The 23,557-nt window shown below is 58.3% G+C and carries 20 protein-coding genes, 1 tRNA gene, 2 other RNA genes and 1 riboswitch; of the genes, 6 read left to right on the forward strand and 17 right to left on the reverse strand.

The genetic code is table 11. The features are described from left to right. Positions 1-12 precede the first annotated feature (12 nt). The 9 genes from dppC to AC6I8P_RS18765 form a co-directional block, all read right to left on the reverse strand. Positions 13-915: a dipeptide ABC transporter permease DppC gene (gene dppC, locus AC6I8P_RS18725; protein WP_498030871.1), complete on the reverse strand. Its 903-nt coding sequence runs from the start codon at positions 913-915 to the stop codon at positions 13-15. Between the two features lie 9 nt (positions 916-924). After that, the gene (gene dppB / locus AC6I8P_RS18730; protein WP_021507021.1) at positions 925-1,944 is read right to left on the reverse strand and encodes a dipeptide ABC transporter permease DppB; all 1,020 of its coding nucleotides are present in this window, start codon (positions 1,942-1,944) and stop codon (positions 925-927) included. Between the two features lie 245 nt (positions 1,945-2,189). Beyond that, positions 2,190-3,800, reverse strand: a complete 1,611-nt coding sequence (gene dppA / locus AC6I8P_RS18735; RefSeq protein ID WP_058758078.1) for a dipeptide ABC transporter periplasmic-binding protein DppA — start codon at positions 3,798-3,800, stop codon at positions 2,190-2,192. 993 nt (positions 3,801-4,793) lie between these two features. Further along, positions 4,794-4,923, reverse strand: a non-coding RNA gene (locus AC6I8P_RS18740) — RtT sRNA. A gap of 35 nt (positions 4,924-4,958) precedes the next feature. Then, a non-coding RNA gene (locus AC6I8P_RS18745) (RtT sRNA) lies at positions 4,959-5,088 on the reverse strand. Positions 5,089-5,123: 35 nt separating this feature from the next. Beyond that, positions 5,124-5,200: transfer RNA gene (locus AC6I8P_RS18750), tRNA-Pro, on the reverse strand. Between the two features lie 124 nt (positions 5,201-5,324). Further along, positions 5,325-7,019 carry a kdo(2)-lipid A phosphoethanolamine 7''-transferase gene (eptB, locus tag AC6I8P_RS18755; RefSeq protein WP_264441801.1) on the reverse strand — a complete coding sequence of 565 codons (1,695 nt, stop codon included), beginning with the start codon at positions 7,017-7,019 and terminating at the stop codon, positions 5,325-5,327. A gap of 269 nt (positions 7,020-7,288) precedes the next feature. Continuing rightward, the gene (locus AC6I8P_RS18760) at positions 7,289-7,717 is read right to left on the reverse strand and encodes an organic hydroperoxide resistance protein (protein ID WP_021507024.1); all 429 of its coding nucleotides are present in this window, start codon (positions 7,715-7,717) and stop codon (positions 7,289-7,291) included. A 96-nt stretch (positions 7,718-7,813) separates the two neighbouring features. Then, positions 7,814-8,278, reverse strand: a complete 465-nt coding sequence (locus AC6I8P_RS18765; protein WP_010616544.1) for a MarR family winged helix-turn-helix transcriptional regulator — start codon at positions 8,276-8,278, stop codon at positions 7,814-7,816. 60 nt (positions 8,279-8,338) lie between these two features. Between AC6I8P_RS18765 and AC6I8P_RS18770 the strand changes: the two genes are divergently transcribed. After that, the gene (locus AC6I8P_RS18770) at positions 8,339-8,932 is read left to right on the forward strand and encodes an HD domain-containing protein (RefSeq protein WP_021507025.1); all 594 of its coding nucleotides are present in this window, start codon (positions 8,339-8,341) and stop codon (positions 8,930-8,932) included. 46 nt (positions 8,933-8,978) lie between these two features. Here the strand turns inward: AC6I8P_RS18770 and AC6I8P_RS18775 are convergent, their stop codons facing one another. The 7 genes from AC6I8P_RS18775 to AC6I8P_RS18805 form a co-directional block, all read right to left on the reverse strand. Continuing rightward, positions 8,979-9,275 (reverse strand): HTH-type transcriptional regulator, encoded by a 297-nt coding sequence (locus tag AC6I8P_RS18775; protein WP_058781651.1) that lies wholly within the window; start codon positions 9,273-9,275, stop codon positions 8,979-8,981. A 265-nt stretch (positions 9,276-9,540) separates the two neighbouring features. Continuing rightward, on the reverse strand, positions 9,541-13,140 hold the full coding sequence (gene uca / locus AC6I8P_RS18780; protein WP_498030872.1) for an urea carboxylase: 3,600 nt from the start codon (positions 13,138-13,140) through the stop codon (positions 9,541-9,543). A gap of 80 nt (positions 13,141-13,220) precedes the next feature. Further along, a complete protein-coding gene (locus AC6I8P_RS18785; RefSeq protein ID WP_132466083.1) occupies positions 13,221-13,856 on the reverse strand; it encodes an urea amidolyase associated protein UAAP2 in 636 nt (211 codons plus the stop codon). Further along, positions 13,856-14,563 carry an urea amidolyase associated protein UAAP1 gene (locus AC6I8P_RS18790; protein ID WP_278428334.1) on the reverse strand — a complete coding sequence of 236 codons (708 nt, stop codon included), beginning with the start codon at positions 14,561-14,563 and terminating at the stop codon, positions 13,856-13,858. The genes AC6I8P_RS18785 and AC6I8P_RS18790 overlap by 1 nt, the downstream gene beginning before the upstream one ends. A gap of 11 nt (positions 14,564-14,574) precedes the next feature. Next, complete coding sequence (locus tag AC6I8P_RS18795; RefSeq protein ID WP_282996040.1) at positions 14,575-15,336, reverse strand: ABC transporter ATP-binding protein; 762 nt, start codon at positions 15,334-15,336, stop codon at positions 14,575-14,577. Between the two features lie 10 nt (positions 15,337-15,346). Then, positions 15,347-16,159 (reverse strand): ABC transporter permease, encoded by an 813-nt coding sequence (locus AC6I8P_RS18800; RefSeq protein WP_058771035.1) that lies wholly within the window; start codon positions 16,157-16,159, stop codon positions 15,347-15,349. Between the two features lie 14 nt (positions 16,160-16,173). After that, positions 16,174-17,232 (reverse strand): putative urea ABC transporter substrate-binding protein, encoded by a 1,059-nt coding sequence (locus AC6I8P_RS18805; protein ID WP_058758070.1) that lies wholly within the window; start codon positions 17,230-17,232, stop codon positions 16,174-16,176. A gap of 63 nt (positions 17,233-17,295) precedes the next feature. Next, positions 17,296-17,390, reverse strand: a riboswitch (guanidine-I (ykkC/yxkD leader). Positions 17,391-17,660: 270 nt separating this feature from the next. On the opposite strand from AC6I8P_RS18805, the gene AC6I8P_RS18810 reads away from it, so the two are divergent. From AC6I8P_RS18810 to rraA, 5 genes are all read left to right on the forward strand, one after another. Beyond that, complete coding sequence (locus AC6I8P_RS18810) at positions 17,661-18,377, forward strand: DUF3053 domain-containing protein (protein WP_010616539.1); 717 nt, start codon at positions 17,661-17,663, stop codon at positions 18,375-18,377. Positions 18,378-18,810: 433 nt separating this feature from the next. After that, complete coding sequence (locus tag AC6I8P_RS18815) at positions 18,811-20,745, forward strand: PTS mannitol transporter subunit IICBA (RefSeq protein ID WP_288444344.1); 1,935 nt, start codon at positions 18,811-18,813, stop codon at positions 20,743-20,745. Positions 20,746-20,838: 93 nt separating this feature from the next. Beyond that, the gene (gene mtlD, locus AC6I8P_RS18820; RefSeq protein WP_088516551.1) at positions 20,839-21,987 is read left to right on the forward strand and encodes a mannitol-1-phosphate 5-dehydrogenase; all 1,149 of its coding nucleotides are present in this window, start codon (positions 20,839-20,841) and stop codon (positions 21,985-21,987) included. A gap of 60 nt (positions 21,988-22,047) precedes the next feature. Next, a complete protein-coding gene (mtlR, locus tag AC6I8P_RS18825; protein ID WP_193717991.1) occupies positions 22,048-22,596 on the forward strand; it encodes a mannitol operon repressor MtlR in 549 nt (182 codons plus the stop codon). 165 nt (positions 22,597-22,761) lie between these two features. Next, a complete protein-coding gene (gene rraA / locus AC6I8P_RS18830; RefSeq protein WP_021507037.1) occupies positions 22,762-23,247 on the forward strand; it encodes a ribonuclease E activity regulator RraA in 486 nt (161 codons plus the stop codon). A 51-nt stretch (positions 23,248-23,298) separates the two neighbouring features. On the opposite strand, the gene zapB is transcribed toward rraA, so the two are convergent. After that, on the reverse strand, positions 23,299-23,538 hold the full coding sequence (gene zapB / locus AC6I8P_RS18835) for a cell division protein ZapB (protein ID WP_021507038.1): 240 nt from the start codon (positions 23,536-23,538) through the stop codon (positions 23,299-23,301). Between the last annotated feature and the right edge of the window lie 19 nt (positions 23,539-23,557).

Below are 23,557 nucleotides of genomic sequence, written 5' to 3' on the forward strand. Positions count from 1 at the left end.
CTCGGTGCCTCTTTACTGCTTGAGTTTCGGGTCGAGTGCATCACGCAAACCATCGCCCATGAGGTTAAAGGCCAGAACCGTCAGCAGGATGACCACTCCGGGGAAGGTCACGACCCACCAGGCACTCTGCGCATACTGCAACACGTCGGAGAGCATGGTGCCCCACTCCGGCGTCGGCGGCTGCGCCCCCATACCGAGAAAGCCCAACGCGGCCATATCCAGGATGGCGTTGGAGAAACCTAACGACGCCTGCACGATCAGCGGTGCCAGGCAGTTAGGCAGAATATTGATGAACATCTGGCGCAGCGTACCGGCACCGGCCACGCTTGAGGCGGTTACGTAGTCGCGATTGACTTCCACCAGCACCGCTGCGCGCGTCAGGCGAATGTAGTGCGGCAGCGCGACGAAGGTGATCGCCAGCGAGGCGTTGACAATCGACGGGCCAAAGATGGCCACCAGCACCAGCGCCAGCAGCAGGCTTGGCAGCGCCAGCATGATATCGACGAGGCGCATGATCACTGCATCCACCACGCCGCCGAGATAACCGGCCATCAGACCGAAAATCACCCCCAGAATCAGCGACAGCACGACCACCATGCAGCCCACCAGCAGCGACAGGCGCGCACCAAACATCAGGCGCGACAGGATGTCACGGCCGACGTCATCGGTGCCCAGAATAAATTTCCAGCTGCCGCCCTCCTGCCACACCGGCGGGTGCAACAGCGCATCGCGGAACTGTTCAGCCGGGGCATGCGGCGCCAGCACATCGGCGAAGATGGCGATTAGCAGCATCAGAATGATGTAAACCAGGCCGATAACCGCGCCTTTGTTACGTTTAAAATAGTGCCAGAATTCCTGAATCGGGGTCATCGGCTTCGGTGCAGCGGTGGCGCTTGCGGGATCAACAGCAGACATGATTCCCCCTTATTTCTTATGACGGATGCGCGGATTCACCACGCCGTACAACAGATCAACCAGCAGGTTGACCAGAATGATCAGGATTGCCACCAGCAGCACGCCGCCCTGCACCACCGGATAATCACGGCGCTGCAGTGCTTCGATCAGCCAGCGGCCGAGTCCCGGCCAGGAGAAGATGGTTTCGGTGAGGATGGCGCCCGCCAGCAGCGTGCCCACCTGCAGACCGATCACCGTGACCACCGGCAGCATGGCGTTACGCAGCGCATGCACCACGATCACGCGCATGCGCGTCAGGCCTTTGGCGCGTGCGGTGCGGATGTAATCTTCACCCAGCACTTCCAGCATCGAGGAGCGCGTCATACGCACAATCACCGCCAGCGGAATGGTGCCCAGCACGATGGCCGGCAGGATCATGTGCATCACCGCATCTTTGAAGTCGCCCTCTTCGCCCCACAGCAGCGTATCAATCAGCATAAAGCCGGTGAGCGGATGGCTGTCGTCTAGGAAGATGGTGTCGCTGACGCGGCCGGAGACCGGCGTCAGGTTGAGCTGCACCGACACCAGCATGATCAGCATGATGCCCCACCAGAAGATCGGCATTGAGTAGCCGGTCAGCGAGATGCCCACGGCGGTGTGATCGAAAATTGAGCCGCGTTTCACCGCCGCCAGCACGCCGACCGGAATACCCACGGCAACGGCGAAGATCATGGCGCAGATGCCCAGCTCAAGCGTGGCTTTAAAGCGCGGCACGAACTCATCCCACACCGGGATGCGGCTTTTCAGCGAGATGCCGAGATCGCCATGCAGCACGCCATTGATGTAAGTGATGTACTGTTTCCACATCGGCTGATCGAGACCAAACTGGGCCATCAGCTGCGCATGACGTTCAGGGGAGATGCCGCGTTCACCGGCCATGATCAGCACCGGGTCGCCGGGGATCAGGTGAACGAAGGCAAAGGTCAATAATGTAATACCGATGAACGTCGGGATGACAAGGCCCAGACGTCGGAGTATGAATTGCAGCATAAGCCGGATTCTCAGTCATTTTCCGTGGCGCTAACGCCATGGACTACATTGCTCACAATCCGCAGCCGGCATAGCCGGACGCGACGCAAGAAGCGCTTCAAAATCCCCGTCATACTTCACGCTGCATCAGCGCAAGGTATTGAGGGTTTATAAGAAATTAGCCGGAAATAAAGTGCGGAGTACGGGCGGCGAAGGTGCCGCCCGAGGGCCAGCCATGCTGGCCCTGACCGCGATAATCCGAAAGGTTATTCCTGGATGTCGACGTTTTCGAAGTGATGTTTACCTAATGGATCAACCACATAGCCACTCACTTTCTTGCTCACTGGCTCGTACACGGTTGAGTGCGCGATGATCAGTGCTGGCGCCTGGTCGTGCATTACCACCTGCGCCTGCTTGTAGAGCTCAATACGTTTGTTGTGATCGGCTTCAGCACGCGCTGGCTGAATCAGATCTTCAAACGGCTTGTAGCACCAGCGTGAGTAGTTGGAACCGTCTTTCGCTGCCGCGCAGCTGAACAGGGTGGCGAAGAAGTTATCCGGATCCCCGTTATCACCGGTCCAGCCCATCATCACGGTCTGGTGTTCACCGGCTTTAGCACGCTTCAGGTACTCGCCCCACTCGAAAGTAACGATTTTGGCTTTCACGCCGATTTTCGCCCAGTCAGCCTGAACCATTTCCGCCATACGACGGGCGTTCGGGTTGTACGGACGCTGTACCGGCATCGCCCACAGGTCAATGCTGAAGCCATCCGGCATGCCCGCTTCTTTCAGCAGCTCTTTGGCTTTGGCCGGATCGTAAGCGTAGTCTTTGACGTCATTGTTGTAGCCCCACATGGTTGGTGGGATCAGGTTTTTCGCTGCCTGACCGGCGCCCTGATAGACCGCATCAATGATCGCTTGCTTGTTCACCGCCATGGTCAGAGCCTGACGCACTTTGACGTTATCCAGCGGTTTTTTCTCGGTGTTGAAAGACAGGTAACCGACGTTCAGCCCTGGCTGTTCCATCAGGTTGATTTTGGTGTCTTTCTTCATGCTGGCAATATCAGCCGGGTTGGGATACGGCATCACCTGACACTCGCCTTTCTGCAGTTTGGCGTAACGCACCGAAGCATCTGGCGTGATGGAGAATACCAGACGATCGATTTTTGGCTTGGTGCCCCAGAAGTCCGGGTTGGCTTTGTACAGAATACGTGAGTCTTTCTGGTACTGCTGCAGCACGAACGGACCGGTACCCACCGGGTTGAGGTCCAGTTTTTCTGGCGTGCCGGCTTTCAGCATGTTGTCGGCGTACTCTTTCGACAGGATTGACGCGAAGTCCATGCCAAGGTCGGCGAGGAACGGCGCTTCCGGACGGGTCAGCGTGAAGCGTACGGTGTAGTCATCCACTTTTTCGATTTTGGCGATCAGCTTCGGCATGTCCATGCCTTCGAAGTATTCGTAGCTGCCGCCGGAGACACCGTGGTACTTGTTGTTTTTATCGAGCTGGCGCTCGAAGGAGAACACGACGTCATCAGCGTTGAAGGTGCGGGTCGGCTTGAAGTCTTTGGTGGTTTGCCACTTCACGCCCTGACGCAGATGGAAGGTATAGGTTTTACCATCTTCGCTGACGTCCCATTTTTCTGCCAGGCCCGGCTGCAGCTCGGTGGTACCGGTTTTGAACTCAACCAGACGGTTGTAGATCGGTACTGAGCTGGCATCGTAAGTGGTGCCGGATGTGAACAGCTGCGGGTTGAAGCCTTCCGGCGAACCTTCTGAACAGTAAACGAGGGTTTTCGCCTGAACGCCCGCGGCCACGGTCATAGCAATCAGGCTAAGACCGACCTTCAGCATCCTGGATTTGGCCAGGGAGTTGATCATGTTTTGCTCCATTGTGATGTGATGTTGTGTGCGTCGCCCGACCTCTGATTTTTTTATGCGGTTCGGGCAGGTCAGTTATGTAATGACCAAAATGCGAGCGGTTATTGTTGTAGCGCTGACGCCGTGGAACCTGCCAGCGCTGGCCGTCTCTGCATCTTATTGACGCATCAATTTGTCAACAGTTGCAATGAACGTCAATACAACGTGGGGTTATTTACACAGAGTGTGAGTAAGTGCAAGCAACGATAAAAAACAGTGTTTTCACGCTAAGCCAAAATTTAAAAAGGTGATAAAGCGCGCAATGCCGTGTGATTCTCTGGCAATAGCGCCTGATGACAGTGATTATCACCGTTAAAAAACGTCTTAAAGTTGTCGGTAAATGTTGAATATCTGAACGATTCCCCGTGCGTTATGACGTTCAGGCAGCGAAATATGCTGGCGTAATGGCATAAGAAATCAGCAAAAAGCAAAAGCCGGTCATAAGCAGAATGTGTCGCGAATTAAGAGAGGTGCTTTGATGCAGCAAGGGATGAAGAGCGGTGTTGAAGGATAATACGGTTTATCCCGGTGATGATTAATGGAACGCGTAAATTGATGACTTTGCTTGATGGCTGCGAGAATGTGAGTCTGGTTCAGGGAAGGTCATCAGATCGCAAAGGCGGCGTAAATACATCCCTGTAGCCTCGACCGCCGCATCCATGCGGCGGACGCTTTGCTCTCCTGATGGCCTTCCCTTCCCTTTTGGCATATGTACCGCTGCAATCAGTCATGCCACGCTAAACGGCAGTCAGTAAACCTTCAGCCATCGCCGAAGCCGGATAAAGGGTGGAATGCGGGGCCGTGGAGTAAAGCGTCACACGCCATGGATGGCGTGTGCCGAGCGATCAGGGACGAGACAGCGTCTTTACGGAGCGGTCGCGTATTTCACCCTGAGAGTGCAAAAACGACAGACGAAAAAAAACCTGCTTTTTGCAAAGCAGGTTTCTTGAATGATGGTCGGCGAGAGAGGATTACGCTTCTCTGCGAGAAGCGCCCTGCGGGCCGTTGCTGACGCAACGTTGTCTCGCTTCGCTCGGCTCAAACCTCCTTCGGAGGTTCTCATCCTCTTTTGCTGCGAACGAAAAAAGCCCGCTTTTTGCAAAGCGGGCTTTTCGAATATGGTCGGCGAGAGAGGATTACGCTTCTCTGCGAGAAGCGCCCTGCGGGCCGTTGCTGACGCAACGTTGTCTCGCTGCGCTCGGCTCAAACCTCCTTCGGAGGTTCTCATCCTCTTTTGCTGCGAACGAAAAAAGCCCGCTTTTTGCAAAGCGGGCTTTTCGAATATGGTCGGCGAGAGAGGATTCGAACCTCCGACCCACTGGTCCCAAACCAGTTGCGCTACCAAGCTGCGCTACTCGCCGATGGGGGCGAATATTACTGCCGTGACTTTAGAGCGTCAATCCCTTTTCCCGAAAATCCGCCTGATTGCCTGGAAAGCAAGCAGTGCATTAAACACCTGCCTGCTCAATAAGATCCAGGCACGAATTACAGCGCTTTCGCACTGCTGGCAGTGGCAGGTGCCTGGCACCAGTTATTCGCTGCTTTAATACCGCCATCCGGCGAGGTATAGCCCAGACACCCTAAAATGGTGTCGAACAGCTCAACGTGACGATGGGTTTTGCCGACGCGCTGCTGCGCCTGTAAGCGCTCAAAGTTGCTGCGGTTAGTCGGGTCCTGCAAATACTTATCAGACGCCCAGACAATCATCGGCACGCGGAACTGCTCGGGCGGTGCCATTTCGCGCGGCGTACCGTGCAGGTGCATATTTTCGCTGATCGACTCACCGTGGTCCGCGGCATAGAACACAATCGCCTTCTTATCACGCAGCTGATCCAGCACGCTGTCCAGCATGGTATCAACATACAGAATCGAGTTGTCGTAGGCGTTAATCAGCTGGGCTTTACTGCACTTATCGTCCACGCCAATACACTCAGGCTGATAACGGGCAAACTCGCGCGGATAACGCTGTGAATAAAGATAGTGCGAACCTTTCGTGTGCAACACCACCAGATGCTTACCTTTCGGGAAGCGCTGCAGCGAAGCCTGCAGCTCCGGCACCAGCAGCATATCGTCCACCGCTTTGCCCTGATTGCGCTTCTCAGAACCAATCTGCTCGCGGAACGAGAAGTTATTCACATCGGCGTTGTCGTAGAACCACACTTCGCTCTGCATGGCGAACAGCTCGGAGGTGAAGCCCAGCTCTTTCATCACCGCAAAAATGTTCTGCTCTTTCAGCGTACGGCCAGGGTTATCCATGGTGCCGCCCTCGCGCACAAACATGCAGCGCAGCGACAGCTTGGTGGCGGTATCACAGGATTCACCGCGGAATGCCACCAGATTCTTCTCTTTCGACAGCTTCGGCGTGGTATCGCGGTTGTAGCCCAGCATGCCCATGTGATCCCAGCGCGTGGTCTCGCCAATCACAAACACCACATAGGTATCGTCAATGCCAGGCGGCGCTACATAGGTAAACTTCTTCGCCGGATCGAGCAACTCCTGGCTGTCCAGCTTCTCGTCCACCTTGGTCCAGGCGAACAGGCCCAGCGCCGCGATCCAGTTCGAAGGCAGATAAGAGTGCGCCACTACGCCGCCATAGCTTGGCAGGTCGATATTGGTGAGCTCTTCATTGGCTTTTTGCAGCTTGTCGAAGTAGCGAATCGGTAGCCATACCAGTGCCACGCTCAGCAGCAGGATCACTGTAGGTTTCAGACGCTGACCGGGGGTCTTCAGCTGTTCAATCAGCGTCAGGCTCAGGTTATTGCGCCAGATCAGCAGCAGCGGCAGTGCGCTCACCAGCAACATCCACAATACAAAGTGCAGCCCGATAACCTCTTTAGAAAGATCGACATCGGTTGTCATGACCGACGCCACGATGCCGTAACCGATCACCACGTTAAAGAACGCCATGTAATACGCGGCGGCCACCGAAATCACCACCAGCAGGCTGGCGATCACGCGATAAAACCATTTGCCACCCAGCGACAGCAGTCGCATCAGGAAGAAGGTCAGCAGTACGGCCGCGGTCACTTCCGCCGCGGCGGATAACCAGTTGGTGACGGTGGATTTCGTTAAGAAGCCGTCAAAACGGCGATAAAAGATTGGCAAATTCAATAAGATGCCAAGATAGAGCGCCAGCAAAAGCGACAACTTTTGCTGCGTTAAACTTTTAATGTAATTCATATAAATTTCTGTTCCCGACCTGGTGTCGATGCTTCAACCGTAAATGTGACTGTGCAAAGAGCGTAAGGTTCGCTTGCGTAGCAGAAAAGCGTGACCTGGCGAGTAGGATCGGGACGAATCTGAACCCAAATAATTACGATGATGCACGGAGCGCAGCAGTAGAACATTTAACCAATGGTAAGACCAGAAAATTCTTTAGTTCGATGGGATGCGGGATGGTGTTCGTGATAAAAAAGGCTCCCGCAGGAGCCTTTTATGCAGGCATCAACTTAGTTGATGATATTCAGCGTCACGTCGATGTTGCCGCGCGTGGCGTTTGAGTACGGACAAACAATGTGTGCCGCATCAACCAGCTTCTGCGCTTCCGCCGCATCCATCTCTGGCAGATGGATATTCAGTTTTGCTTCAATGCCAAAACCGGTGGGGATAGGGCCAATCCCTACTTCGCCCTCAATCCACGCGTCTTTTGGCATGGCGATTTTGTCGCGGCCGGCGACAAATTTCATCGCGCCGAGGAAGCAGGCAGAGTAGCCGGCAGCAAACAGCTGCTCCGGGTTCGTCACCTCGCCGCCCGCGCCGCCCATCTCTTTTGGCACGCCCAGCTTCACGTCCAGCACGTTATCAGACGAGGTGGCGCGGCCATCGCGGCCACCGGTTGCTTTGGCTTTGGCGGTGTAAATCACTTTTTCTAAAGACATCATAACCTCACTATTCGCTATATAATCGCGTGCTATTTATAAGACACAAGGGAAAACTTCACTCTCAGGATGCCGCCGCAGCGACATCCCTGATGCTCAGGTGGCGCGATTCAGATTGCCGCGCAGATCGTCCAGCTGCTGTTTCAGCGCCGCCATGGTGTCGGTATCGCAGGCGGTCGCGCACTGTACCGCTTCCGGAATGCTGGCGGCTTTTTCCTGCAGCGCGCGTCCCTGGTCGGTCAGCGTAACCACCACCTGGCGCTCATCCTGACGCGAACGCTGGCGGCGCAGCAGACCAGCGCTCTCCAGTCGTTTCAGCAGTGGCGTCAGGGTGGCCGAATCGAGAAACAGCTTTTCACCAATCTCCGATACCGTCAGATCATCCTGATGCCACAGCACCAGCATCACCAGATATTGCGGATAGGTGATCTCCAGCGCCGCCAGCAGCTGGCGATAGACTTTATGCATCGCCAGGTTCGCTGAATAGAGCGCGAAACACAGATGCTGATCAAGCTGGAGTGGCGCAGGCTTCACTTTTTTGTCATCTTGATTACTGTTCATGCGACTCAATATATATAGCGCGCTAGATAATTGCAAGCAACTTTTTCCTGGAGTGTGAAGATGCGTGATTCACTGGAAGAGCAGGCGCGCCGTTATGCCACGCAGGCACATGCCGATGCGGGCCAGCGTCGCAAATACACCGACGAACCCTATATTGTGCATCCGGCTGCCGTCGCGGAGCTGGTGCGCAGCGTAAGCGATGACGAAGCGATGATCGCTGCCGCCTGGCTGCACGACACGGTGGAGGACACCGCCAGTACTTTACAGGATATTGAAGAACACTTTGGTGCGCGCGTTGCACACCTGGTGGACATGCTTACCGACAGCGCCCAGCCGCAGGCGAAAAATCGTACCGCCCGTAAGCTGGCGCACTTTCGCCACACCGCCGAAGCCTCGCCCGAGGCGCAAACCATCAAGCTCGCCGATATCATCGATAACACGCGCGCCATCGTGCAGTTTGATCCCAACTTTGCCCGGGTTTATCTGGTCGAGAAACAGATTCAGATTCAGCTGTTACAGCAGGGCGACCGGCGTTTGTGGCAGCAGGCGAATCACATCATAGAACAAGGCATCGCGCAGCTGGCAAAACCGCCGTACAGCGTGCCGGAGAGCTGGTTTGTCAAACAGGCGGCGAAATACGGTGGCTTAAGCTGAAAAAAACCCGCCGTGCAGGCGGGTCACAGAGAACCGATAGTCGGCGTTATTCCAGCAGCTGTCGGCCCAGATACGGATTGGCCTGCAGCAGTTTCATCAGTTTGCGAGCCGTGGCGGATGGGCGCGTACGTTGCGCTTCCCAGCTTTTTACTGACGAGACGCTCACCCCCATCACGCGGGCGAATTCATCCACCTGCATGCCGGTCATCTCGCGTAAACGCTGCGGTTCGGGAACGGAAACGGTATTGAGTGCAATTTCTGATACGGGAGTCTTTGCATCACGTGTCAAAACAATTTGCTCAAGACTGCTGAGTAATTCGACCATTGGATCTTTTATTTCCATAGAGAACTCCTTAAAACTCACTATGAAGCACGTGAAAGTAGAGAGGTAAGCGCCACCAGGCGCTGAAACCGGCCTTATCAGGCTGTATCCCGAAACAGTTTTTCCTTATCAGGGCGAAAATAGTGTTTTAATGAAACCGTTACGGGACACAGCCTGTTGCACACTGCGAAAAGATGTCAGGGCAATGCAACATTGAACCGGGTCTCTAAGTATGGGTCAGATCCCCGGCTTTGCTGCCTGTTTCCTGATTATTTTTTCTTCTTTCTTATACTGCAAACGGATCGATCACCATAAGTAACTGACCCGCCTGCACTTGCTGCCCGGCCTGGCGTTGCAGGCTGTGGATTTTGCCACTGACTGGCGCCACGATCGGGATTTCCATCTTCATGGATTCGAGAATGCCTACCGTGGCACCCGCGGTTACGTCACTGCCTTCCTCCACCAGCCATTGCCACACGCTACCCGCCACCTGGCTCTCGACGCTGTGACAGCCCGCCGGCACCACCACTTCCTCGCTGCTCTGCGCCTGCAGCTGGCTGTCGAAGGTGAACTGGCCATCGGCGCGCCAGCGTGCCAGCTCGGCGTCAAACGCCTGCTGACGCTGCTGCTGGAACGCGTCGATCTCCGTCGCCTGGGCAGTCAGCAGCGCCTGATACTCGGCGAGCCGGAACTCACCGGCTTCCACGCGCAGCGGATAATCGCCCCACGGGAAACGTTCGCGGATTTGCAGCAGTTCGTCGGCACTGACCGGATAAAAACGGATTTGGTCGAAGAAACGCAGCAGCCACGGCTGGGTAAAGGCGCTGGTGCGGCGATCGCGATTCCACATCTGCAGCGTACGTCCGACGAACTGGTAGCCGCCCGGCCCTTCCATGCCATAAACACACAGATACGCGCCGCCGATGCCCACCGAGTTTTCCGCCGTCCAGGTGCGCGCCGGATTGTATTTGGTGGTCACCAGGCGGTGTCGCGGATCGAGTGGCGTCGCCACCGGCGCGCCGAGATAGACATCGCCCAGCCCCATCACCAGATACGAGGCGCTGAACACAATTTGTTTCACCGCCTCCACGCTATCGAGCCCGTTAATACGCCGGATAAACTCAATGTTGCTCGGGCACCAGGGCGCATTCGGACGCACCGACTGGCTATAGCGTGTCACGGCTTCACGGCAGGCGGCATCATCCCAGCTGAGCGGCAGCCACACGGTGCGCGACGGCACAGCCGCGTCGGCGAGGTCGCCCAGCAGATTATCAGCGTGCAAAATTTGCGCCAACAGCTCACTTCTTGCGCACTGCTGCGCATCATAATGTACCTGTAACGAGCGGATGCCGGGCGTCAGCTCCAGCTGACCCGCCAGCGGATGCGCCTCCAGCCACTGCATGAGAGCGTGAACGCGGAAACGCAGCGCAATGTCCAGCGTCAGCGCGCCATACTCCACCAGCAGAAAACGGTCTCCCGCGGCGCGCACGCACAGTGCAGGCCGCCCTGCGGTTGCTGCATGCTGGTGCAAGATCGGATCGATCAGCGGCAGTGCTGGCGCCACGCGCACTGCTTCCGCTTGCAGATGCGCGATCTCGCTGCGCTGCGCCTGTGCCAGACGATCGGCATCAGCAAGGGCGATCGGCACAAAGCGCAGTCGATCGCCCGCTTTGAGCTGACCCAGCTTCCACAGATCGGCGTCGATCACCGTCGCCGGACAGACAAAGCCGCCCAGCGAAGGGCCGTCCGGCCCGAGGATCACCGGCATATCGCCGGTAAAATCCACCGTACCAAAGGCATAGGCGTTGTCGTGAATATTGGACGGATGCATGCCCGCCTCGCCGCCGTCGCTGCGCGCCCAGTCAGGTTTCGGGCCGATCAGCCGAATCCCGGTGCGGCTGGAGTTGTAGTGCACCTGCCACTCGGCAGCGAAAAATTCGCTTATATCGTCATCGGTAAAAAAGGCGGGCGCGCCGTGCGGACCATAAATAACGCGCAGCTGCCATTCACCGTTAAGCGGCGGCAGCAGCGTCTCAGGCAGGCGCGCCGCCGCAGCCTGACGCGGCGCGGCCAGCTGCAGCACGTCGCCGGCGCGCAGCACCCGCCCGGCGTGACCGCCAAACTTACCCAGCGTAAAGGTACTGCGGCTGCCCAGATAGCGCGGCGTATCCAGCCCGCCCGCCAGCAGCAGATAGCTGCGGCAGCCGTCGCGCACGTCGCCCAGCGTCAGGGTTTGCCCGGCCTGCGCATGCAGCACCTGATGCATCGCCAGCGGCTGGCTGTCGAGGGTGGCCGCCAGCGGCGCGCCGCTCAGCACAAAGCTGCATGCCTGATTAAAGCGCAGCGTCGGGCCGCGCAACGTGATTTCCAGCCCGGCCGCCTGGGCCTCGTTACCCAGCAGGCGATTGCCCAGCTGAAAGGCGCGGCTGTCGAACGGCCCGGAAGGCGGTACGCCGACGTGCCAGTAGCCGACGCGGCCCGGCGCATCCTGCACCGTGGTGAGAGTGCCGCCGCTGAGGATATCCAGCGTCGGCGGCTGCCACGCCACGCTGCCGAGCGTGGCGGTAATGATGCGTCCCTGCTGCACGTCCGGCAGCGTACAGAGCTGACGCAGCCAGCGCAGGTTGGTCTCGATGCCATACAGCTCACTCTGCGCCAGCGCCGCGATCATGCCATCAAGCGCGCGCTGGCGATCGGCCGCATGCACGAGGATCTTCGCCAGCATCGGATCGTAAAACGGTGAAACCTCCATGCCGCTCTCAACGCTACTATCGATGCGCAGCGTAGCGTGATCGAGCGCCGTCGGGAACTGCACGTGGCTGAGCAGTCCGGCGCTCGGCTGAAACTGCTTCGCCGGATCCTCAGCGTACAGCCGCACCTGAATGGCATGGCCCTGCGCCACCGGTTGCAGCGTCGCCAGCGGCGGCAAACGCTGCTGCGCCAGTTCGACCATCCAGCGCACCAAGTCTACGCCGTACACCAGTTCAGTGACGCCATGCTCGACCTGCAGGCGGGTATTCACCTCCAGGAACCAGAATTGCTGGCTGACCTCATCATAGACATACTCCACCGTGCCAGCGCTGCGATAGTTAACCGCGCGCGCCAGCCGTACGGCGGTGGCCTGCAACTGCGCGCGCACCGCATCGCTGAGCCGCGGCGCGGGCGTCTCCTCCAGCACCTTCTGATTACGGCGCTGCGCCGAGCAGTCGCGTTCGCCCAGCGCAATCACGTTGCCGTGGCCATCGCCAAAAATCTGTACTTCGATATGGCGCGCCCGGGCGATAAATTTCTCTAAAAACACGCCATCGTCGGCGAAGTTGTTACCTGCCAGACGCTTCACGCGGATAAAGGCTTCCTCCAGCTCGTCCGCGCTGTTGCAGCGCTGCATCCCGATACCGCCACCGCCGGCGGTGCTTTTCAGCATCACCGGATAGCCAATCTGTTGCGCGGCGGCCTGTGCCTGCTGCAGGGAGGTCAGCAGGCCGCTGCCCGGCAGCAGTGGCACCGCGTTCTGCTGCGCCAGCTCACGCGCGCGATGTTTCAGGCCAAACGCCCGCATCTGCGCCGCATCCGGCCCGAGAAAATGCAGGCCCGCCGCTTCGCAGCGCGTGACGAACTCCGGTTTTTCACTGAGAAAGCCATAGCCCGGATGCAGCGCCTGCGCGCCGCTCTGCGCGGCAATCGCCAGCAGTTTGTCCTGGTTGAGATAGGTGTCGCGCACCTGGCCCTCGCCCAGCGACCAGGCTTCGTCGGCCAACCGCACGTGGCGCGCGTGGCGATCGGCTTCGGCATAGACGGCAATCGCCCGGATATTCATGGCCTGCAGGGTACGGATGATGCGCACGGCAATCGCGCCACGGTTGGCAATCAATACGCGATCAATCATGACTGAATACTCTTATTGCGGCAGGTCGTCCTGCACCAGCTGTGACGGCGTAAAACGGGTCGTCCCGTTGCGTCAGAGAATCACCACACGCTGACGGCAATCGGCGTCGGGTTGTAACCGTTACAGGGATTGTTGAGCTGCGGACAGTTGGAGATCAGCACCAGAATGTTCATCTGCGCCACCATCTCAACATACTTACCCGGCGCGGAGATGCCATCGGCAAATGTCAGGCCGCCGTCGTGGGTCACCGGCACATTCATAAAGAAGTTAATGTTGTGCGTGATATCGCGGCGCGTCAGGCCAGACTCCGGATGCGCGGCGACCGCCAGCATCCAGCTGTCACGACAGGAGTGCATGTGGCGCTTTTCGAGGTCATAACGCACCGTATTACTCTCGCACGAGCAGGCGCCGCCGAGCGTATCGTGACGGCCACAGGTATCGGCGGTGATGGTCAGCATCGGCCGATCAAGATTAGAACGCAGCACGCTGCCGGCCGTGAGAAACACGTTGTGCTGGCCGCGCAGCGTCTCGCTCATGCTGTAGCGCTCGGCGGTATCGTCGGCGTTGAAAAACAGCGTATCCGCCGCCTGATTGCCTTCCAGATCGGTAATGCGCAGCGTTTCTCCGGCGGCAATGCGCTGCAGCCAGTAATCACCGGCGTCGATCTGCTGCTGCAGACGCGCCTGCGCCGGGTTTCGTTCACTCGCTTTGATCATCACACTTCTTCCTGCAGTTGATAGAGGGCGTTATTGCGCAGGCCGCGCTGGTTTTCCGCGCGCTGCAGACAGATTTCCGGCAGCGGCGCGCGCTGCGCATCCAGCATCAGCTGCAGCGGCTGGCGCGGATAATCGCTCGCCGGGCTGAGCGGGTGCGGACAGGTGTGCAGCAGCACCAGCGTGTCCATGGCGAAACGCAGCCGAACCTGCGCGCCGGCTTCGCCCTGCCGCTCCAGCGTTAAGCGTCCGCTGTCATCGGCGCGTACCTGGGCAAACAGGTTGAGGCAGGCCGCCATGTCGCGCTGGCCAAGGCCATATTTCGCCAGCTCGACGAGGAAACTGTCGTAGCCGTTTTGATGGCGCAGGTTGCGCGCCTGCTGATAATCGCTGACCCCATAGCGCGCGGCCGTTTGTGCCGCGTTCAGCGTGCCGCACACGCTCTCGTGCCAGCCGAAACTGTCGTGTTCAATGCCGCAGAAAATGCGCCCCATGTCCGAGTAGAGACAGTGGCCGGCGGTGAGCCGGAAAGTGTGCTGGCATTTGAGCGTATCCGGCGCGTTGTAGCGCTCCAGCAGGTTTTCCGGGTTATAAAACAGCAGGCTGGCGCTGGCGCCGCCCTCCACATCGGTCAGCGTCAGCGCGCTACCGCTGCGCATGACAAAAGACCAGTGCGCCCCGGCGGGCAGCAGGGTTTGGTATGGCTGCATCGTGCTCTCCTTTAAGCCACCTGCGTTGCGGACAGCACTTCAGCGGCGGGCTGAGTGCGATCCAGCGGCAGGTCGTAAGTGATAGTGGCGCCCCAGGCTTGCGGCGCGTGCGGATCGTGGCGCAGCTTGTCGAACACCAGCAGGCGTGACGCGAGGCTGAAACCCTCTTTCAGATCGTGGGTGATCATGAAAATGGTCAGCTGATGCTGCTGCCACAGCTGGGTGATCAGCTGATGCATCTCGCTGCGAATACCGGGATCGAGCGCGCCAAAAGGTTCATCCAGCAGCAGAATGCGCGGCTGTTTCATCAGCGCCTGCGCCAGGGCCAGACGCTGCTGCATGCCGCCCGACAGCTGATGCGGATATTTGCTCTGCGCCTGTTCCAGTCCGACCTGCGCCAGCATTGCCTGCGCGCGCTGGCGAATCGCCTGACGTTTGCGTCCCCAGACGCGTCCCAGCCAGCGTGCGCTGCTGAACTCGTCAGCCAGCATCACGTTGCCGAGCACCGTCAGATGCGGAAACACCGAGTAGCGCTGAAACACCACGCCGCGATGGGCATCCGGCTCGTCGGGAATCGGTGCGCCATCCAGCAGCAGCTCGCCTTTGGTCGGCGCTTCGGTGCCGAGCAGCATATTCAGAAACGTGGTTTTGCCGCAGCCGGAGGCGCCGACAATCGCCACGAACTCGCCGCGCTCGACCTCTATATTCAGCCGCTCCAGCACCACCTGATCGCCGTAGTGTTTTTCCAGATTTTTCAGTTGCAGTAAGGGCATCGCGCGCTCCTTATTTGGCGTGATACCACGGCCAGCAGCGTCGGCTGACGAGCCGCAGCAGCAGGTCGAGGGCAAAGGCCAGCAGGGTGATCCACGCCACGTACGGCAGAATCACATCCATGGCCAGATAGCGGCGCATCAGGAAGATGCGGTAACCGAGGCCTTCCGTGGCCGCAATCGCTTCGGCAGCAATCAGGAACAGCCACGCCGAACAGAGCGACAGCCGCACCGCATCGCACAGACGCGGCATCAGCTGCGGCAGAATCACCCGCCATAGAATCTGAGCGCTATGCGCACCCAGCGTCTGCGCTTTGACCAGCTGCTCCTGCGGGATTTTCTGCACCTGCAGCTGCAGATCGCGGGCGATCAGCGGCGTGATGCCGATAACGATCAGCACCACTTTGGAGACTTCGCCAAGGCCAAAGCAGATAAACAAAATGGGCAGAATCGCCAGCGGCGGCACCAGCGCAAACAGCGTCACCAGCGGCGCCAGCACCGCGCGCACCACCGGTAGCGCGCCGGTGAACAGGCCAATTGCCAGTGCCAGCAGCGCGCTGATAGCGACACCACTCAGCAAACGCAGCAGGCTGGCGGCGGTATCGCTCCACAGCAGATACTCGCCGGTGCGCGGGCTGGGCTGAAACGCCATCCGGCTGATGGCCTCGCCCATGGCGTTGAATCCCGGCAGCAGCTTGTCTGCCGCGTTCAGGCTGAGACGCGCATCCGACGCGAACAGATAGACCAGCAGCACCGCCAGCAGCGGCAGAATGCCAAGCAGCAGGCGGCCGAGCGGCAGCGGTTGGTAGTTAATCAATTTACGCATCGGCAGCGCCTCGCTTACAGCTGACCGGCGGCGGCCAGTTTGGTGAAGGTGTCGGTAAAGCGCAGTTTGATGTTGCCGGCATCGCCCCAGTTACCGGCCGGGGTAGCGACCCCTACCGCATCGGCCCCCGGCGCGCCTTCACCCAGCAGGCCGTGTTTAAAGGAGAATTCAGCCACCAGCTGCATGGTGGCTTTCAGCTGCGGGCTGTCGACAAAATCCAGCGTGGTTTTGGCATCGCTGAACAGGTGTGTCGCGGCAAGCTGCTGATCAAAACCGGCCAGATCGGTACCGGATGCCTGCGCCATCTGCGTGCGCGCCGCTTTGGCACTGTCGCTCTGCCCGGCCATGCTGTGCAGCGTCTCGTACCAGGCACCGGTAAGCGCTTTGCCGAGCTGAGGATATTTGTTGAGCGTGGCGGTGTTAACTACCAGCAGGTCGAGGATTTCGCCCGGGATCTGCGCCGAGGAGAACACCAGATGGCTGTCCGGCTGCTTCTCTGCTTCCGCCAGCAGCGGATTCCACGTGACGATGGCGTTAACGTCAGCAGTGCCAAACGCCGCCACCAGATCGGCATCGGCGGTGTTAACCACCCTGACATCTTTCTCGCTCATGCCGGATTTCTCCAGCGCGCGCGCCAGCAGATAGTGTGAGACCGACAGTTCGACGAGGTTGATGGGTTTGCCTTTCAGCGCGCTGACGCTGTCCGCGCCTTTAAGCAGAATGCCGTCGTTACCGTTGGAGTAGTCGCCGACAATCAGCGCGGTGCTGTCGACGCCGCCGGTCGCCGGAATGGTCAGCGCATCCATATTGGTCATGGTGCAGCCGTCAAATCCACCTGCGGTGTACTGATTGACCGACTCGATATAGTCATTAACCTGCACAAACTGAATATCGATGCCGTACTTATCGGCCCACTTTTTCACGATGCCGCTTTGCTGGGCGTAATCCCACGGCATCCAGCCAGCGTAGATGGACCAGCAAAGCTTAAAGGAAGGTTTAGCGGCGGCCAGCGACGGAACGCTGAACAGGGCGACGCTGCAAATCAGCAGCAGGCGCAGACAGGCTTTAATCATGATGATTCCTCTGGCGTTAACGGACGAAAATCAGGCAGGAGGCGGCGAGCAACGTTCTCGCTTTCCTCCCGGGCTTTTTTCCCGCCGTGTAACCGTCAGAGGACGGTCGGTCACTCTCGGACCAGCATCTCGCGATCGGAACCCTAGTGACCCATTGCAAATTGTGTGGCGACGTCGGTTGCCCGCGATCGCTCCTGCATCTGCCAGAAAGCAGGCAATATCAATGCCAGGTTGCTATCAGCCTGAATTACATGCGTTATTGCACAGCGCTGCGCTCGCAGGCAGGCTGCGCTGCACAGTTGTGCAGCAGGCACGCACCAGCGTGAAGCACTGCAGACCAGCCGTTGTACAGCCGGGGCCATTGCACTATTCTTTAGGACCTTTCCCAGCGAATCGAATTTAGCCATCGTCACAACAGGAGTTGAATTATGGCGTCAGGAATTTCCCGCATCTGGATGCGTAGCGGCATGCTGCTGACCGGCGTGCTACTTGTGCTGCAGCTTACCGCCTGCGGCGATAAAGAGGGCGATCAGCGCAAAGCCTTTACTGATTTTCTGCAAAACACCGTGATGCGCAGCGGTGAACATCTGCCCAGCCTGAGCGAAAACCAGAAGCAAACCTTCGGTAATTACGCCAGTGATTACGCCATCCTGTATGGCTTCTCGCAGCAGGTGAATCAGGCGGTGGATCAGGGCATGCGCCCGGTGGTTGATGAACTGGCGGCCATTCGCGTGCCGCAGGATTACCTGACGCGCCGCGACAGCCTGCGCCAGGCGAGCGGCAATCTGAGCGTGCTGACGCAGCAGATTCAGAGCGCCAAAATGCAGGCCGACAGCAGCAAAGCCACGCTGAAGCAGCCGGACGATCTGAAGAAAGTGTACGACAGCGTGTACGCCAAAGTGGTGACGCAGCCAGCCAGCACGCTGATTCCGCTGCTGCCGCAGCTGCAGGCGCTGAGCCAGTCGGCAGTTCAGGCCGGCGATTATCTGCAGTCGCAGGGCGCACGCGTCAGCTTCAATGACGGCGGCGTTCAGTTCCCGACGCAGGAGCAGGCCACGCAATACAACACGCTGATGAGTAATCTCGCCAGCAATACGCAGGCGCTGACCCAGGCACAAAATGCCGTACAGGGTGGTTTGCAGTAAGCCGCTCAGCGGGCAGTTCTCCCCTGCCCGCTTTTTCAGATTTTCGTCACTTCCTTACATCGCCTTTTTCTGTCAGCACAGAGTGTGATCTGGCGCATTTTCAACCAAAAATAGTTTGTGATCTCAATCACATTTGTGAAACAAACCGGCCCAGATGAAAGGTGATTTTTGTCACATTTCTACCGCTAATGCGCGCATTTTTTCGCCGGCGTTGCTTTCTTACAGGGTATTTTTGTGATCAAAGTCACCTTTAATCCCCCTGCCCACCCCAACTTAGCGTGATATGTATCACACTTTTTCCTGACGCTACGCAGTGTAATCAACTAGTGCTAGAGTCCGCGTGCATACAGTAATGCCACGGCCCCCGCCGTAACGTCTTAACAAAAACAAACGCGCTCTCTTATTGCAGCGCGTCTCAATAAGGGGTGGGTTTATGTCCTCATCAGTCAAGGTCAAGGTTCAGAGCTTTGGTCGCTTTCTGAGTAATATGGTGATGCCAAATATCGGTGCGTTTATCGCCTGGGGTATCATCACAGCACTGTTCATTCCAACCGGATGGATTCCTAACGAAACGCTGGCCAAACTGGTCGGCCCGATGATTACCTACCTGCTGCCGTTGCTCATCGGCTTCACCGGTGGTCGTCTGGTGGGTGGCGATCGCGGCGGCGTGGTCGGTGCCATCACCACCATGGGCGTGATCGTCGGTGCCGATATGCCGATGTTCCTTGGCTCGATGATTGCCGGTCCGCTGGGCGGCTGGGCGATCAAGTCATTTGACCGCGCGGTTGACGGCAAAATCAAAAGCGGCTTCGAGATGCTGGTCAACAACTTCTCGGCCGGTATTATCGGTATGCTGCTGGCGCTGCTGGCCTTCCTCGCTATCGGTCCGCTGGTAGAAGGTCTGTCACACATTCTCGCCGCCGGCGTAAACCTGATGGTGCAGAACAACCTGCTGCCGCTGACCTCAATCTTTGTTGAACCGGCGAAAATCCTGTTCCTCAATAACGCCATCAACCACGGTATCTTCTCGCCGCTGGGTATCCAGCAGGCCAGCGAAGCGGGCAAATCGATCTTCTTCCTGATTGAAGCGAACCCGGGTCCGGGTATGGGCGTGCTGGTTGCTTATATGATCTTCGGCCGCGGCAGCGCCAAGCAGTCGGCGGGCGGTGCAGCGATCATCCACTTCCTTGGCGGTATCCACGAAATCTACTTCCCGTACGTGCTGATGGCGCCGCGCCTGCTGCTGGCAGTAATCCTCGGCGGTATGACCGGTGTGTTCACCCTGACGCTGCTGAACGGCGGTCTGGTATCACCGGCCTCACCAGGTTCGATTCTGGCCGTGCTGGCGATGACGCCAAAAGGCGCTTACTTCGCTAACATCGCGGCTATCGTTGCGGCTTTCGCCGTCTCCTTCGTGGTCTCCTCGATTCTGCTGAAAACCAGCAAAGTAAAAGAAGAAGACGACATCGAAGCGGCGACCCAGCGCATGAAAGACATGAAAGCGCAGTCAAAAGGCCAGGCCGTTGCCGGTTCACCGGTGGTTGCCGATGCCAGCAGCGTTGACGTCAGCCACGTGCGCAAAATCATCGTCGCCTGTGATGCCGGTATGGGCTCCAGCGCCATGGGCGCAGGCGTGCTGCGCAAGAAGGTGCAGGATGCAGGCCTGAGCAATATCTCTGTGACCAACAGCGCGATTAACTCGCTGCCGGGCGATGTTGATCTGGTGATTACTCACCGCGATCTGACCGAACGTGCGATGCGTCAGGCGCCACAGGCGCAGCACATCTCGCTGAACAACTTCCTCGACAGCGCACTGTACACCAACCTGACTGAGCGTCTGGTGGCGGCGAACCGCAGCGAAGCCCACCGTGAAACGGTACAGACCGCGCTGGCAGACAGCTATGACGACGGCAGCGCGCACCTGTTCAGACTGGGCGCTGACAACGTGTTCCTCGGCCTGAGCGCCAGCAATAAAGAGCAGGCGATTCGCTTCGCCGGCGAGCAGCTGGTGAAAGGCGGCTACGTGCAGCCGGAATATGTTGAAGCGATGCTGGCGCGCGAGCAGCTGACGCCAACCTACCTCGGTGAATCCATCGCCGTGCCGCACGGCACCGTCGAAGCCAAAGACCGCGTGCTGAAAACCGGCGTGGTATTCTGCCAGTATCCGGCCGGCGTGCAGTTTGGCGATGAGCCGGACGAAGTCGCGCGACTGGTGATTGGTATTGCCGCACGCAATAACGAACACATTCAGGTGATCACCAGCCTGACCAATGCGCTCGACGACGATAGCGTAATTGAGAAGCTGGCGAACACCACCAGCGTGCAGGACGTGCTGGATCTGCTGTCTGGCAGCACTGCCAACGCGTAATTCGCGGTTTAACTTCCCTGGGGCGGGCAAGCCCGTCCCCACTTTCCGGGGCGGACATGCCCGCCCCTTCGTCATTTGATATGGGTCAAATTTATGAAAGCGTTACATTTTGGAGCAGGTAACATCGGCCGTGGATTTATCGGTAAGCTGCTGGCGGATGCCGGTATCGAACTGGTGTTTGCTGATGTGAATCAGGTGGTGCTTGATGCCCTTAACGCCCGTCATGAGTATCCGGTTCACGTGGTGGGCGAGCAGGCGCAGGTTGAAATCGTTACCGGCGTCAGCGCGGTGAACAGCACCAGCGACGACATCGTCACGCTGATTGCTGAGGTTGATATCGTTACCACGGCGGTTGGTCCGCAGATCCTTGAGCGCATCGCGGGCAGCGTGGCGCAGGGTCTGGCCAAACGCAGTGACAACGGTAATGTCCGTCCGCTGAATATCATCGCCTGTGAAAACATGGTGCGCGGCACCAGCCAGCTGAAGCAGCACGTACTGAAGGCGCTGCCGCCGCAGTATCATGCGTGGGTTGAAGAGCATGTTGGCTTTGTTGATTCGGCAGTTGACCGCATCGTGCCGCCATCTGAAGCCGGCAGCACCGATCCGCTGGAAGTTACCGTAGAAACCTTCAGCGAGTGGATCGTCGACAAAACCCAGTTTAAAGGCGCATTGCCGGACATTCCTGGCATGGAGCTGACCGATAACCTGATGGCGTTCGTCGAGCGCAAGCTGTTTACCCTCAACACCGGCCACGCCATTACCGCTTATCTCGGTAAGCTCGCCGGTCACGCCACCATTCGCGAAGCCATTCTCGACCAGAAAGTGCGTGCCGTGGTGCAGGGCGCGATGCAGGAGAGCGGCGCGGTGCTGATCAAGCGTTATGGTTTCGATGCGGAGAAACATGCCGCGTATATCCAGAAAATCCTGACGCGTTTCGAAAACCCGTACCTGAAAGATGACGTCGAGCGCGTGGGCCGTCAGCCGCTGCGTAAGCTGAGTGCCGGCGATCGCCTGATCAAGCCAACGCTGGGCACGCTGGAGTATCAGCTGCCGCACGCCAGCCTGGTGCAGGGCATTGCCGCCGCGATGCACTATCGCAGCGAAGCCGATCCGCAGGCGCAGGAGCTGGCGTCACTGATCGCGCAGAAAGGCCCACAGGCGGCGCTGGCGGAGATTTCTGGCCTTGATGCCAATAGCGAAGTGGTGAGCTCAGTGGTGAGCGCTTACCACGCTATGGCATAATGCGCGCCCTTTAGTGGTCAATTCGGGCACGGCAGCCGCGTGCCCGTCGACGGTAGCTGAATGATGCAGGCAATAATGGAAGAGAAGCAGGCTTTTGAAAACCGGGTGCTTGAGCGGCTGAACGCCGGTCGTTCGGTGAGAAGCTTCCTGATCGCCGCTGTCGAACTGTTGGCGGAAGCAGTCAATCTGCTGGTGCTGCAGGTCTTTCGCAAAGACGACTACGCGGTGAAATATGCGGTGGAACCGCTGCTGCTGGGCGACGGCCCGCTGGGCGAGCTCTCGGTACGCCTGAAGCTTATCTACGGCCTGGGGGTGATCAATCGCCACGAATACGAAGACTGCGAGCTGCTGCTGGCGCTGCGTGAGGAGCTGAATCACGACACCAGCGACTACCGCTTTACCGACGATGAAATACTCGGCCCGTTCGGCGAACTGCACTGCGTGCTGGCCTGGCCGCCGCAACCCGATTTCACCCGCGACGACGCCGCGCTGCGCGCCATGCAGCAGCAGCGCTACCTGCAGATGGTGCGATCCACCATGGTGCTGTCGCTGACCGAGCTGATTTCCCGTATCTCGCACAAGCAGGCCTTCAAGAAGCCCGCCGTGTAACGCTTCCCCTGCGGCGCTGTCGCCACGCGCCGCTGTTCTCTCCGCCGCAGACAAAATATTACGCAGGATATTGATGCAGCGCTTTTTTTGGCGGTTGATGATTTTGCCAACAATCGTCAGATAGCGATATACTTACCGCTCCTGTGGCAAACAGACGACATCCCTATGAAATACGATACATCTGAACTCTGCGACATCTACCATGAAGAAGTGAACGTTGTTGAACCGCTTTTTTCGAACTTTGGTGGGCGCACCTCATTCGGTGGTCAAATTACCACAGTGAAATGTTTCGAAGACAACGGCCTGCTGTATGACCTGCTCGAAGAGAACGGTCGCGGTCGCGTGCTGCTGGTCGATGGTGGCGGCTCAGTGCGGCGCGCGCTGGTTGACGCACAGTTAGCAAGACTGGCGGCGCAAAACGAGTGGGAAGGCATCGTGGTGTACGGCTCGGTTCGCCAGGTCGATGAGCTGGAAGAGCTGGAGATCGGCATTCAGGCGATTGCGGCCATTCCGGCTGGCGCCGCAGGCGAAGGCATCGGCGAGAGCGACGTGCGGGTTAACTTCGGCGGCGTCACCTTCTTCTCAGGCGATCATCTCTACGCCGACAACACCGGCATGATCCTGTCTGAAGACGCACTCGACATCGAGTAAGCGACAAACAAAAACGGGTGCCGCGGCACCCGTTGGTTTAAGCGCTGAGGCTTAAACTTCTTCCATTTTTCCCAGCAGTGCACGCAGGCGCTCCTGCCATACATGCTGCTCTTCTTTCAGGTGCTGATTTTCACGCGCCAGCGCTTCGTGATTGCCGGATGCCTGGCTCATTTCGTTTTTCAGGTTATTGTTCTGCTCTTTCAGCTCTTCAATTTCCATCTGCAGCAGGGTGATGGTATCAATCGCCTGCTGTACTTTCGCTTCCAGTTTCTCGAATACTTCAAATGACATCTTTCTGACCTCTCCTAAA

The organism is gamma proteobacterium symbiont of Lampromicra miyakona, assembly GCF_059730895.1.

Bases quoted from the DNA above. Each gene is read 5' to 3' on its own strand.
- mtlR (WP_193717991.1), top strand. From the start codon at position 22,048: ATGATGCAGGCAATAATGGAAGAGAAGCAGGCTTTTGAAAACCGGGTG.
- dppB (WP_021507021.1), bottom strand. From the start codon at position 1,944: ATGCTGCAATTCATACTCCGACGTCTGGGCCTTGTCATCCCGACGTTC.
- eptB (WP_264441801.1), bottom strand. From the start codon at position 7,019: ATGAATTACATTAAAAGTTTAACGCAGCAAAAGTTGTCGCTTTTGCTG.
- dppA (WP_058758078.1), bottom strand. From the start codon at position 3,800: ATGATCAACTCCCTGGCCAAATCCAGGATGCTGAAGGTCGGTCTTAGC.
- AC6I8P_RS18790 (WP_278428334.1), bottom strand. From the start codon at position 14,563: ATGCAGCCATACCAAACCCTGCTGCCCGCCGGGGCGCACTGGTCTTTT.
- AC6I8P_RS18765 (WP_010616544.1), bottom strand. From the start codon at position 8,278: ATGAACAGTAATCAAGATGACAAAAAAGTGAAGCCTGCGCCACTCCAG.
- uca (WP_498030872.1), bottom strand. From the start codon at position 13,140: ATGATTGATCGCGTATTGATTGCCAACCGTGGCGCGATTGCCGTGCGC.
- AC6I8P_RS18760 (WP_021507024.1), bottom strand. From the start codon at position 7,717: ATGTCTTTAGAAAAAGTGATTTACACCGCCAAAGCCAAAGCAACCGGT.
- AC6I8P_RS18810 (WP_010616539.1), top strand. From the start codon at position 17,661: ATGGCGTCAGGAATTTCCCGCATCTGGATGCGTAGCGGCATGCTGCTG.
- zapB (WP_021507038.1), bottom strand. From the start codon at position 23,538: ATGTCATTTGAAGTATTCGAGAAACTGGAAGCGAAAGTACAGCAGGCG.
- AC6I8P_RS18785 (WP_132466083.1), bottom strand. From the start codon at position 13,856: ATGATCAAAGCGAGTGAACGAAACCCGGCGCAGGCGCGTCTGCAGCAG.
- AC6I8P_RS18775 (WP_058781651.1), bottom strand. From the start codon at position 9,275: ATGGAAATAAAAGATCCAATGGTCGAATTACTCAGCAGTCTTGAGCAA.
- dppC (WP_498030871.1), bottom strand. From the start codon at position 915: ATGTCTGCTGTTGATCCCGCAAGCGCCACCGCTGCACCGAAGCCGATG.
- AC6I8P_RS18795 (WP_282996040.1), bottom strand. From the start codon at position 15,336: ATGCCCTTACTGCAACTGAAAAATCTGGAAAAACACTACGGCGATCAG.
- AC6I8P_RS18800 (WP_058771035.1), bottom strand. From the start codon at position 16,159: ATGCGTAAATTGATTAACTACCAACCGCTGCCGCTCGGCCGCCTGCTG.
- mtlD (WP_088516551.1), top strand. From the start codon at position 20,839: ATGAAAGCGTTACATTTTGGAGCAGGTAACATCGGCCGTGGATTTATC.
- AC6I8P_RS18805 (WP_058758070.1), bottom strand. From the start codon at position 17,232: ATGATTAAAGCCTGTCTGCGCCTGCTGCTGATTTGCAGCGTCGCCCTG.
- AC6I8P_RS18815 (WP_288444344.1), top strand. From the start codon at position 18,811: ATGTCCTCATCAGTCAAGGTCAAGGTTCAGAGCTTTGGTCGCTTTCTG.
- AC6I8P_RS18770 (WP_021507025.1), top strand. From the start codon at position 8,339: ATGCGTGATTCACTGGAAGAGCAGGCGCGCCGTTATGCCACGCAGGCA.
- rraA (WP_021507037.1), top strand. From the start codon at position 22,762: ATGAAATACGATACATCTGAACTCTGCGACATCTACCATGAAGAAGTG.